The sequence below is a fragment of the Bradyrhizobium sp. 4 genome, assembly GCF_023100905.1.
In the GTDB taxonomy this organism is placed as follows: Bacteria; Pseudomonadota; Alphaproteobacteria; order Rhizobiales; family Xanthobacteraceae; genus Bradyrhizobium.
Window position 1 is genome coordinate 4,282,410 of the sequence record NZ_CP064686.1, and the last position, 12,087, is coordinate 4,294,496.

A 12,087-nucleotide genomic window follows, 5' to 3' on the forward strand; every position below is an offset into this window, starting at 1 on the left:
TGCTTCCGTGTGAGATGGCGCGGTGTATAGCGCGATTTCGACCAGAAGCAAGGAAATAAGGGCCTTTCGGGGCGGCTTTCGCCCGCGAGAGGCCCCCTTCCGTAAAGACCACGCTGCGGCCTAGCCCCTGCCTAGCATCTGGGCTGGTTCGGCGGGCACTTCTTTGCCGCCGGCGGCGGAGCCGGAGGACGCGGTGGGGGGGCTGCCGGGCGCGGCGGCGGCGGTGGCGCGACGGCCATCCGGGGCGGCGGAGGTGGCGCCGGCCGGGCGACCGGCGGCGGCGGCGCGGGTCGCGCCATTGGCGGCGGCGCCGGCCGAGCGACCGCCACGGGCGGAGCCGCCCGTGGCGGTGGCGGCGGCGCAATACGCGGCGGAGGCGCTGGCCGGGCCACGGCCTGAGGCCGCGGTGGTGGAGCCGACGGCCGGGCAGCCTGGGCGGGAGCAGCGGTCGGCTGATGCTGCGGCCGGATCGGCTCCCGCGCCGCCGAGGGCGGCGGCGTGACCGGTCGTCCAACTGGGCCAGGAGGCGGAGGCGTGCGGGCAGCAGACGGCGGACCAGCCGGCTCGCGGATCGCGGACTTGCCATGGTCCCCAGACCCGGTCCCGGGCGGGGTCTGGGCCACCGGCGGCTTCGGCAGTTGGCCGGGGACAGCGGCCGGGTTTGTCGCCGTGGGCGCCGTCGTCGATGCGCCGGTCGGCGCACCGGGATGGGCTGGCGGCGTGGTGCCGGGAGCAGCAGTGGTCGGCGCCCCCGGATGGTTCGGCAGCGGCGCGCCGGGTGCAGTGGCCGTGGGCAGCCCGGGTCTGCCGCCCGGCAGAGGCCCGGCTCCCGCTGGCGGTACGGGCGGACCGCCATGGGTGCCGGGAACCGGCAGCGTGTTGGCTTGGGGCAGCTTGGCCGGTGGCGTGGCAAGTGGACTGACAAGTGGACTGGCAGGTGAAGCGGTCGGTGGCGTCCCGGTCGGCGCGGCATTGGCGGGCGTCGCCGGGGGCGTTCCTGGCCTCGCCGTCGGCTGCATCGTTGCGCTCGCTGGCATCGGCGCCTTGCCCTGCTGAATCAGGGCGGCGCGCTGCACGGCCGCCTGCGGCATGGCGGGACCAGCCGGATTGGTGCGCCCGGCAATGGCCGGCGTGAGATTGCCCGCTCCGGCACCCGCGCCCGCCGGCGGTGCCGGCGGCTGGTTGATCACCGTGTTGATGACCGTCCGATTATGGATGTTCTGATAGATGATGTTGTTCGGCGGCGGTGCAACATAGAGCGGCGGCCTGACGAACACAGGAATCGGCACGAACATGGGCTGCGGCAGCACGAACAGGCCGATCACCGGCATCGGCGGCGACAGCACGACGAAATCCGGCGGCGGCGGCGGCAGATAGTAGACCGGCGGCGGCGGTGGCGGCGCGAAGCCGAAATCCGGATCGCTGAAATACAGCACGGGACGGTCGACATAGACCACCTCCTCCGGCGGCGGTGGCGGCACGTCGTAGTCGATCATCGCGAAGCTCGGCGGCGGCTCGGCCGGCGCGGTAAGAATCGCCAGGCGCCGGCGCGCATCTGCCGCATGCGGACCGCGCGAATAGCGACGCAGATACGACCAATAGGCTTCCGGCGTGTCGGTACGATAGGTTCGCCGCCAGGTGATGGCCTCACGGCGCGCCGCGACGATCGCCATCACGCGCTTCGACAGCGGGTCGCCGGGATAGGCGGTGAGAAACTCTTCGTAGGCCGGCAGCGTGTCGCGCGTGAGCGCGGCGGCATAGGCATCCTGCACGCCGAGATCGCGGATCGGCTTGTTGCGGATCGCGGCGACCTGGTCGGGTGCGGCCTCAGGCGGCGGCGCGTCGGGCCCGCGCTCGAAGAACGAGAATTGGGCGGAAATCTTCTGCTCGTTCCAGGGCACTTGCGCGCCCTTGCTGGCCTCGTTGACGCGCAGGCGAACGCGGTCGAACACCTCGGGCAGCGGCAGGCCGCCGGTGCGGATCATCTCCGCCAGCGACTGCGCATAGATGCCGTAAGGTCCGGGCTCCTCGGGCGCCACCGTGCCGGGCGCGGCGTTGAAAGCGATCAGCATGTTGGCGTCGGGCTCGACCAGCGCAAGTCCGCTCGCGATCTGCTGGCCGCCCTCCACGAAGGGCTGCGCCCGCGCAGCGTCGAGCACGACGATGTTGGCCTTGAGCGGAACGGAAGCCAGCTGGCGAAGATAGTCGCCGATGCGCAGGCCTTCGGTCGGAATGTCGGTGTCGCGGGTGATGTTGGAATCGACCGGGATGAAGTAGTTCTCACCCGCAAGCTGCACGCCATAGCCGGCGAGATAGACCATCGCAACGGTGCCCGGGCCTGAGGCCTGCGCCTTCTGGATGAAATCGCGAAAGCTCTTGCGCAGCGTGTCGCCGTCGAGATCGCGCGCGCCGACGACGTCGAAGCCCGCCGCCTGCAGCGTCTGCGCGATCAGGCCGGCATCGTTTGCCGTCGTCGCCAGCGGCGACTTGGCGTAGGCGCCGTTGCCGACCACGAGCGCGATACGCTTTTCCTGCTGCTGCGCACGCGCCGGATCCGGCGCGCCTGCGGCAAGGACCGCGACCGGCAGGAGGAGGCAAATGAAGGCTCTGAGCGTCCCACGCATGGCTTGCTTGCCCGTTTTTGTTGTTGAGGTGCCGCCACGCATCAGACGCGTGGCCAGCTGAATGGCACTTGAACGAAAGGCTTCCAATTGAACGAAAGGCTTCCAAATAGCGAAGGCTTGGATTGAGGCGGCGGCATGGCGCCCGGCACCAACGCCAGGCGCCTGCGTCAGCCTCGCGACAACGAGCCGGCGCGAGCCGGTCCGTCTCGTCAGATCTGCGCGATCAGGTCGACCGTTCCCGTCGTGAGCCGATAGATGCCGCCGACGACCTTCAGCTTGCCCTGCTCCACGGCCGCATTGAGGATCGGCGCTGCCGACTTCAGCTTCGCGACGTTGTCGATGACGTTCTGCCGGATCGCCTTGTCGAGGACGTCCCCACCCTGCTGCATCGCAGCCTTGGCGGCGGGCGCGATCGCATCGACCAGCGAGGGAATATGGCCCGGCGGCGGCTTGTTGTCCTTGATCACCTTCAGCGTGGCATCGACCGCACCGCAAGCGTCATGGCCGAGCACGAGGATCAGCGGCGTATTCAGCACGGCGACCGCGTATTCCATGCTGGCGATGGTCTCGGTGCCGGCGAAATTTCCGGCAACGCGGCAGACGAACAGATCGCCGCGGCCGGTGTCGAAGGCATATTCCGGCGCGATGCGCGAATCGGCACAGCTCAGCACGGCCGCGAACGGATTCTGTCCGCCGGCCAGCGCCTCGCGCTCGTGCTTGAAATCGTGCCGCCGCGAAACGCCGTCGACATAGCGCGCATTGCCTTCCGTCAGGCGCTTCAATGATGCGTCGGGCGACAGCACGTTCTGCGGCTTTGGCGGCGTCTTGGTCTCCTTGGCGAAGGCTCTGCCGGTCAGGGCGAGGCCGAGCGCCGAGGCGCCCAACAACATCGCGGACCGCCGCGACGGCGCGATCCTCTCATGTGGGGATTCATTGCACTTGTCGCACATGTCACGATCCCTCCCGGCGCGATGGGCCAACGGCCTCACGGTGATCATAGCCGCAACGCTGTGACGACACCACAAATGACGGTGCGGGCGGGACCGAATTCGCGCGGGGCTATTCCGCCAACCGAAGCTCTGCGATCGTCGTCCGGACGGCCGGTTCATCCAAAGGCAGGAAATCCAGCGGCCCCTGGTTTTTATAGCCGGATGTCATCGCAAGCGTGAGACCCCAGCCCAGCACCCCAGTGCTCGCATTCGCGATCATGGCGCTCTTGCGCTGACTGAAGCGCGCTACGAAGAACACGGTCTGGCCCGACTGCGCCGAGAAGTCCACGCGCGTGACACCGAGCGCTGCTTCCTCTGCTACGAACTGGTGCTGGCCTGCCGGGCGATCGACATAGACATATGTCCCGGTCTTCAGGCCCTTGATCGGCGTACCGTCGAGGGAAAATTCCCAGTCCGGATCGCCGATGCCGCCGAAGCCCTTCTCGCGAAACACGACGACGCGGGCCTGCCCGGCTTTCGGCGGACCCAGCTTTCGTACCGTCTCCGAATATCCGAGCCCGCTCCTCGCCGTCTCACAGCCGCACAGCAGTGCCGCAGCCACGAGCAATACCAGCCCACGCAATAGCATCACGCCCCCAGATTTTTCCCCGAGCGCATGCTAACGGAAAACAGCGAGAGGTTGCAACAGGGCGGTAGCATCCCCCACGCAAAACATGCAATCGCCTGCAACAGCGTGCGTGTGGCTAGAGCTGCTGCACGTCCACGACGCCAGCGACCGCCTTGATGGCGCCGGCGATCTGCGGCGAGACCTTGAAGCGGCCGGGCAGCTTCATCTCGACCTCGGTCTCGAGGTCGAGCATCATGACCAACGAGACCTCGCCGTCGCCGTTGGAGCGCGGCGCGGTGCCGGGACTGCCGACCTTCGGCGCGGCGCCGTTCGAAGCGGTCATGTCGGGGCCGGCGAGACGCTTGGCGATCGATTCAAGCGGCTTGGTGTCGCGCACGAAGATGCGCAGGCCCTTCTGCGTCTTGGCCGCGGCCTCGTCCAGCGGCTCGGCGTGGAGCACGCGCGCGCGGACGTCCTCGCCCTGGAGCTCGGCGCCGAGCTGGAGCAGCACCGCGGCGCCCGGCTCCAGCACGTCGCGATATTGCGCGAGGCCTTCGGAGAACAGCACCGCCTCGAAGTGACCCGTGGGATCAGAGAGCCCCATGATGCCCATCTTGTTGCCGGTCTTGGTCCGACGCTCCATCCGCGACACCACCGTGGCCGCGACCTTGCCTGCCGTGGCGCCGGTCTTCACCGCGCGCGAGAACTCGGCCCAGGATTGGACGCGCAGCCGCTTCAGCACGGTGGCGTAATCGTCGAGCGGATGTCCCGACAGGAAGAAGCCGATGGCGTCATATTCGCGGCGCAGCCGCTCGGCCGGCAACCAGGGCTCGATCTGCGGCAGCATGATGGTCGGCGCGTCGGCCGAGCTGCCGAACATGTCGTTCTGGCCGATGGTTGCGGCTTCGTTCGCCCGCTGGCACGCGGCGAGAATCGAGTCGGCGCCGGCGAAGACCCGCGCCCGGTTCGGCTCCAGCGTGTCGAAGGCCCCCGCAGCGGCGAGGCTTTCGATGATGCGCTTGTTGATCGCGCGGGGCGACACCCGCGCGGCAAAGTCGGCGAGCGAGGTGAACAGGCCGTTTTTGGTCCGCTCCGCGATGATCTGCTCGACGGCCGCGATGCCGACGCCCTTCAGCGCCGCGAGCGCGTAGTAGATGGTCTTGTCGCCGACCTCGAAAGTCGCGCCGGAACGGTTGACGTTGGGCGGCTCGACCTTGATGCCGAGGCGCTGCGCCTCGGCGCGGAATTCGGAGAGCTTGTCGGTATTGTTGAGATCGAGCGTCATCGACGCCGCGATGAACTCCACCGGGTAATGCGCCTTCATGTAGGCGGTGTGGTAGGACACCAGCGCATAGGCCGCCGCGTGGCTCTTGTTGAAGCCGTAGTCGGCGAATTTCGCCAGCAGCTCGAAGATGGTGTCCGCCTGCCCCTTCGGCACACCGTTCTTCACCGCACCGGCGACAAAGATCTCGCGCTGCTTCTCCATCTCGGCGCGGATCTTCTTGCCCATGGCGCGGCGCAGCAGGTCGGCGTCGCCGAGCGAATAGCCCGACATCACCTGCGCGATCTGCATCACCTGTTCCTGGTAGATGATGACGCCGAAGGTCTCCTTGAGAATCGGCTCCAGCACTGGGTGGAGATATTCCGGCTCCTCGTCGCCGTGCTTGCGCGCGCAATAGGTCGGGATGTTCGCCATCGGACCCGGTCGATAGAGCGCGACCAGCGCGATGATGTCTTCGAAACGGTCGGGACGCATGTCGACCAGCGCGCGCCGCATGCCCTGGCTTTCAACCTGGAACACGCCGACCACCTCGCCGCGCGCCAGCATCTGGTAGCTTTCGGCATCGTCGATCGGCAGCGTGGCGAGATCGACATGGATGTCGCGCGGCTTGAGCAGTTTGCACGCGACGTCGAGCACGGTCAGCGTCTTCAGACCGAGGAAGTCGAATTTCACGAGGCCGGCCGGCTCGACCCATTTCATGTTGAACTGGGTCACCGGCATGTCGGATTTGGGATCGCGATACATCGGCACGAGTTCGCTCAGCGGCCGATCGCCGATCACGATGCCGGCCGCATGCGTAGAGGCGTGGCGGGTCAGGCCTTCGAGGCGCTGCGCGATGTCGAAGGCGCGCGCCACCACCGGGTCCTCGTCGCGGAACGCCTGGAGCTTCGGCTCGCTCTCGATCGCGGCTGCCAGCGTCACCGGCGCGGCCGGATTCTGCGGCACGAGTTTTGTGAGCTTGTCGACCTGCCCATAGGGCATCTGCAGCACGCGGCCGACGTCGCGGAGCACGCCGCGGGCCTGCAGCGTACCGAAGGTGATGATCTGCGCGACCTGGTCGCGGCCGTAGCGCTCCTGGACGTACCTGATCACCTCGCCGCGGCGGTCCTGGCAGAAGTCGATGTCGAAGTCCGGCATCGAGACGCGTTCCGGATTGAGGAAGCGCTCGAACAGCAGGCCGAACTTGATCGGATCGAGGTCGGTGATGGTCAGCGCCCACGCAACCAGCGAGCCTGCGCCGGAGCCGCGGCCCGGCCCGACCGGAATGCCCTGCCCCTTCGCCCATTTGATGAAGTCGGAGACGATCAGGAAGTAGCCCGCGTATTTCATGCGCATGATGACGTCGAGCTCGAACGCAAGCCGCGCGTTGTAATCTTCTTCCGTCGTGCCTTGCGACAGCCCGTGCACGCGCAGACGGTTGGCGAGCCCCTCCTCTGCCTGCCGCTTCAATTCGGCCGCCTCGACGGAGGCGGCATCGGAGCTCGCGGCAGCGCCGACCGTGAAGAACGGCAGGATCGGCTTGCGCGTCATCGGCCGGAACGAGCAGCGCTCGGCGATCTCCACCGTCGAGGCCAGCGCCTCCGGAATGTCGGCGAACAGCACCGCCATCTCGGCGCGGGTCTTGAAGCGATGATCGGGCGTGAGCTGCTCGCGCTCGGTCTCCGCGATCAGCCGCCCGCCGGCGATGCAGAGCAGCGCGTCATGGGCTTCGTAATCGTCGGTCGCGGCGAAATACGGCTCGTTGGTCGCAACCAGCGGCAGGCCCTTGGTGTAGGCGATGTCGATCAGGCTGCTTTCGACCCGCCGCTCCTTCTCGGTGTTGTGGCGCTGCAATTCGATGTAGAGGCGGTCTCCGAACAGGCTGGCGAGACGCTCGCAGCGCGCCGCCGCGAGCTCGCTATAACCGCCGGCAAGCGCCAGCGAGATCGGCCCGTCCGGACCGCCCGTCAGCGCGATCAGGCCTTCCGTCTCGCCTTCGAGCCAGTCGAACTTGATGTGGGGGGCATGAGTGTCGGGCGTCTCCAGGAACGCGCGCGAGTTCAGCCGCATCAGACTGCGGTAGCCGCGCTCCTGCGCGGCCAGCAGCACCACGCGCGAGGGCAGAAGCGCGTTGCGGGCAGTGGGATCCTGGTCGCCGAATTCGATCGCGAGTTCGCAGCCGACGATCGGCTGGATTCCGGAGCCCGCCATCTTGTCGGAGAACTCCAGCGCACCGAACATGTTGTCGGTGTCGGTCAGCGCCAGCGCCGGCTGATGGTCTTTCTTGGCTAGCTCGGCGAGATTGGCGATCTTGATCGAGCCCTTGAGCAGCGAATAGGCCGAGTGAACGTGAAGGTGGACAAATCCGGCGCTCGGCATGGTCGCGTGACGGCCTCTTGCAGATGAGATGGAGCGGTCACCGGCACCGGCGGCATCCTGCACTCGCCCGGCCGACTCGCCTCTCAATGGTGGGGCGTCACGCTGCCAGAGTCTACGCCAGAGCGGCCGATCAGCCGCCTCGTCCTGCTTTTCCCCAACCTAGGCCCGCGCCTAGAGCTGCGGGAGCACCTGGGCCCAGATCGCGATCATCCCGACAAACAGCGCGATCGACGCCAGCGCGGCGGCTTCTTCGACGAAAATCCTGAACATGGCTTGCTCCATGGTGAGAACGTATGAAGAACATTGTTCTCATTTCGTTCTCAAGAGTCAAGCCACCTCCACCATCTCCAAACAGAATGGTTAACCCGCTGAACTTGAACAACAAAAAAGCCCCGGCCGATGGCCGGGGCTTTCGCCGACCGCTCGAAGTCGAGCGATCGAGATCAGGCATCTGCTCAGTAACGGCCGAGGCTCGGGCCGCCGAACTTGTAGTTCAGCCGGACGAGGCCCATGTCGACGTCCTGACGGATGCGGTCGGTCGAGGGCACCAGCGCGAAGGTGACGTTCTTGTCCTGCAGGAAGATATGGTTGTACTCGACGCCAACCGACCAGTTCGGGGCGAAACCGTACTCGAGGCCGGCACCGACCGTGCCACCCCAACGGGTTTGATCGTTCGAGGACAGCAGTGCGCCGCCAAGGGTCGAGACTTCATACTTGCTGCCGGCGACAGCCGCACCGCCCTTGGCGTAAATGAGGACGTTGTTCCAGGCGTAACCGATCTGACCGGTGATCAGACCGAACGAATCGATCTTGGAGCGGTTGCGAGTGGCGAACAGCGCGCTGACGTTGTCGCCCGAGAAGTCAGCCCAGTTGCCCTGACCTTCGATGCCGAACACCCACTGGCCCGACTGCATCCGGTAGCCGATCTGACCGCCGACCGTGCCGCCCGTCGCATCGTGCGAACCTTCACGGCCACCGCCGACGAGATCCCAGGTCGAATGCGCGGAACCGCCGCCGCCGTTGACACCGATGTAGAAGCCGCTCCAGTCGTAGATCGCGGCAACCATCGCCGGCGCCTTGGTGTAAGGCCGCGCAGCGAGGTCAGCAGCCACCGCCGGTGCAGCCGCGCCGAGCGCGACAAGGCTCACAGCAGCAAGCAACAGATTCTTGTTCATTTGATTCCCGTTCCAGTTTCGTCGTTAGGCCCCCGGGCCGTGGCGTCGTCATAACAGCGCTCGACGGAATTGCTGTAACCTCGACGCCACAGTCCGCGCCAAAGGATCGCGCTTCATTAATGAAGATTTCCCAGCGCGCGCGGGAAATCCTTTGAAACAAGTGTTTTCATGAGTTCCATCGTCGGCTACACGACGTCTGCAGCACGTGCGCGTGACAACGTCGCGCGCACGTTCGCGTGATTGGAGAATTGAATGCGCAGACGAATTGCTCTCCCCATTGTCGCCACATTTTCGCTCGCACTCGCCACATTTGCGCTCACGCTCGACGCAAGCACGCCGGCGCGCGCGTTCGGTACTCACCATGCCTTTTGTCTCACCGGCGATGAATGGCCGGGGCTGAGCAATTGCACGTTCGATACTTACGCGCAGTGCCAGGCGAGTTCATCGGGCCGCGCCCTCACCTGTATCGCGAACCCGTGTTTCGCGGGCCAGAGCGACGATCCCTATGCATATCAGAACAGGCCGCGCGCCCAGGTGCCCGGCTATTCGCCCGGTTACTACGTGCCGCGCTGAGATGCGCCGCGCTCGCCTCGCGCTGTTCGCGATTGGCCTGCTCCTCGCGGGCGCGCCTGCGCACGCCCAGACCTACGATCCGAGCTATCCGGTCTGCATGCAGATCTACGGTCCCGTCGGCTATTTCGATTGCCGCTACAGCTCGCTCGAGCAGTGCAGATTCTTGGCCGTCGGTCGGTCGGCGACGTGCGTGGCGAACCCGTATTTTGCGCAGAAGAAGCCCCCTCGCCGCCCGAGTCGCGTCAACTAAATCGGGACGCTGATATGCGGCCTGCCCTGCATTGAGCGTCCAGTGTTGACGCGGGCTGATCCGGGTTTAAGTACGACAGAGAAATCTTGCAGGGGTGGCGACGTTCGCTGGGCTGGTTCCCGTTGACGCCACCATTGCAGGACATATGACGCCATTGAAGCAAGCGACATCGCAGCAAGCGACCTCGCCCCGCGCGACCGCGGCCTCCAGGCCCCCTCATCTCGCCATCGTCCTGTTCTCGCTCGCGATGGGCGGCTTTGCGATCGGAACCACCGAATTCGCATCGATGAGCCTGTTGCCGTTTTTCGCCGCCGACCTTGGGATCGACGAGCCGACCGCGGGACACGCGATCAGCGCCTATGCACTCGGCGTCGTGCTGGGCGCGCCGCTGATCGCCGTGCTCGGCGCACGGTTGGCGCGGCGCGCACAGCTCTTGGTTCTGATGGCCGTGTTCGCGCTCGGCAATGCCCTCACCGCGCTGGCACCGGGCTTTGGCTCAATGATCGCGGCGCGATTTCTCTCGGGCTTGCCGCATGGCGCCTATTTCGGCATCGCCGCGCTGGTCGCCGCCTCGCTGGTTCCCCAGCATCGTCGCTCGCAGGCGATCGGCCAGGTGATGCTCGGCTTGACCGGCGCCACCATCATCGGTGTGCCTCTGGCCAATCTGATTGGGCAGGCCATCGGCTGGCGCGCGAGCTTCGGCCTCGTGTCGGTGCTGGCGTTGCTTACGGTGCTGCTCTGCGCCCTGTTCGCGCCGCGCGACCAGGCTGGCCGGTCCGATCCGCTGCGGGAGCTCGGAGCGCTGCGAAGCGGCCGCGTCTGGATCACGCTGGCGATCGGCGCCATCGGCTTCGGCGGCATGTTCGCCGTCTACACCTATCTGGCGACGACGCTGATCGAGGTGACCAAGGTCAGCCCCGCGCTCATACCGCTTTTTCTGGCCGTGTTCGGCATCGGCGCCACGCTCGGCAATCTGGTCATACCGCGCTTTGCCGACCGTGCGCTGATGCCGACGGCGGGCGGCATCCTGCTGTTCTCGGCGGTCGCGCTGCTGGTGTTTCCGCTTGCCGCCGGCAATCCCTGGGCGCTGGCGGCAGACGTCTTCGCCATCGGCGCCGGCGTCTCGCTCGGAGCCATCCTCCAGACGCGGCTGATGGACGTCGCCGGAGACGCGCAGGCGCTCGCCGCCGCACTCAACCATTCGGCGTTCAACACCGCCAATGCGCTCGGCCCGTTCCTCGGCGGCCTCGCCATCCGCGAGGGGCTGGGGTGGACCTCCACAGGTCCCGTCGGTGCCGCGCTGGCGGTGCTGGGTTTCCTGATCTGGATCGTCGCCTATCGCGACGCCAGGTCTGTTGAAAACAGGTCTGCTCCAGCCGATATCCGCTCGGGAAGCAGCGCGGCCGCACCGGGGAATCCTCCGGTGAGACGGGCACCGCCGCTGGCGCCGGATGATCGAAGCCGTTCGGATGCTGCCCGAGATCCGGTGGCTTGAGGACGCCTCCTTAACCAGCCAGCGTCACGATCAACGGTCCGCTTCGAGTTGCGATCACGGTGTGCTCGTATTGAACGGTCGGCGCCTCGGGGCTGCTATAGAGCGTCCACGGATCATCGCCATCCTGGGCCCATTCGGCGCCAAGAGACAGGAACGGCTCGACGGTGAACACGAGGCCTTCGCTCATGACGCGGCGTTCGGAGCGGTCGGGCCATGTTGCGATCTCCGTCGGCTCCTCATGGAGCGACAGGCCGACGCCGTGACTGGCAAGGTTCCTGACCAGGCTGTAACCGTTCTTCCGCGCAAAGGTACCGATGGCCTGACCGATACCGGCAATCGGTTTGCCGGCTCCGACCTGCTGCAGGCCCGTCCACATCGCGCGCCGGCCGTCCCTGCAAAGACGTTCGACCGCTCGCGTTGCGGGTGGAACGGCGAACGACGCTCCCGTATCCGCAAAGAAGCCGTTCTTCTCGGCTGACACGTCAATGTTCACGAGGTCCCCGCGCGCGATCCGCCGATCGCCCGGGATGCCATGAGCGATCTCCTCGTTCACGCTGATGCACGTCGCCCCGGGAAAGTCGTAGGCCAGCTCCGGAGCCGAACGTGCGCCGGCAGCCTCCAGCAGTGTTCGCCCGATCCGGTCGAGCTCGGAGGTGGTCATGCCCGGCTCGAGCGCCTTCCCCATTGCCTCCAGGATATTGGCGACGATGCGCCCGATCTCTTTCAGGCGCGCGAGGTCCTCGTCATCCGAGATTGTCATGTCATGCTCTTCC

The 12,087-nt window shown here is 66.6% G+C and carries 9 protein-coding genes; 3 read left to right on the forward strand and 6 right to left on the reverse strand.

Translation table 11 applies throughout. The features are described from left to right. Nucleotides 1-131: 131 nt before the first annotated feature. The 5 genes from IVB45_RS20085 to IVB45_RS20105 form a co-directional block, all read right to left on the reverse strand. Nucleotides 132-2,624 carry a caspase family protein gene (locus IVB45_RS20085; RefSeq protein WP_247356323.1) on the reverse strand — a complete coding sequence of 831 codons (2,493 nt, stop codon included), beginning with the start codon at nt 2,622-2,624 and terminating at the stop codon, nt 132-134. A 209-nt stretch (nt 2,625-2,833) separates the two neighbouring features. Continuing rightward, the gene (locus IVB45_RS20090) at nt 2,834-3,574 is read right to left on the reverse strand and encodes a carbonic anhydrase (protein WP_027567159.1); all 741 of its coding nucleotides are present in this window, start codon (nt 3,572-3,574) and stop codon (nt 2,834-2,836) included. 109 nt (nt 3,575-3,683) lie between these two features. Next, nucleotides 3,684-4,202: a DUF2846 domain-containing protein gene (locus IVB45_RS20095; protein WP_247501275.1), complete on the reverse strand. Its 519-nt coding sequence runs from the start codon at nt 4,200-4,202 to the stop codon at nt 3,684-3,686. A 115-nt stretch (nt 4,203-4,317) separates the two neighbouring features. Further along, nucleotides 4,318-7,821 (reverse strand): DNA polymerase III subunit alpha, encoded by a 3,504-nt coding sequence (gene dnaE / locus IVB45_RS20100; RefSeq protein ID WP_247356320.1) that lies wholly within the window; start codon nt 7,819-7,821, stop codon nt 4,318-4,320. 455 nt (nt 7,822-8,276) lie between these two features. Further along, nucleotides 8,277-8,996: an outer membrane beta-barrel protein gene (locus tag IVB45_RS20105; RefSeq protein WP_027567162.1), complete on the reverse strand. Its 720-nt coding sequence runs from the start codon at nt 8,994-8,996 to the stop codon at nt 8,277-8,279. A 252-nt stretch (nt 8,997-9,248) separates the two neighbouring features. On the opposite strand from IVB45_RS20105, the gene IVB45_RS20110 reads away from it, so the two are divergent. The 3 genes from IVB45_RS20110 (at nt 9,249) to IVB45_RS20120 (ending at nt 11,314) form a co-directional block, all read left to right on the forward strand. After that, nucleotides 9,249-9,569 (forward strand): DUF3551 domain-containing protein, encoded by a 321-nt coding sequence (locus IVB45_RS20110; protein WP_247356318.1) that lies wholly within the window; start codon nt 9,249-9,251, stop codon nt 9,567-9,569. Between the two features lies 1 nt (nt 9,570). After that, nucleotides 9,571-9,819: a DUF3551 domain-containing protein gene (locus IVB45_RS20115; RefSeq protein ID WP_247356316.1), complete on the forward strand. Its 249-nt coding sequence runs from the start codon at nt 9,571-9,573 to the stop codon at nt 9,817-9,819. Between the two features lie 145 nt (nt 9,820-9,964). Then, the gene (locus IVB45_RS20120) at nt 9,965-11,314 is read left to right on the forward strand and encodes an MFS transporter (RefSeq protein ID WP_247356314.1); all 1,350 of its coding nucleotides are present in this window, start codon (nt 9,965-9,967) and stop codon (nt 11,312-11,314) included. A 10-nt stretch (nt 11,315-11,324) separates the two neighbouring features. Here IVB45_RS20120 and map read toward each other — a convergent pair whose 3' ends face one another. Next, nucleotides 11,325-12,074, reverse strand: a complete 750-nt coding sequence (gene map / locus IVB45_RS20125) for a type I methionyl aminopeptidase (RefSeq protein ID WP_247356312.1) — start codon at nt 12,072-12,074, stop codon at nt 11,325-11,327. Nucleotides 12,075-12,087: the final 13 nt, after the last annotated feature.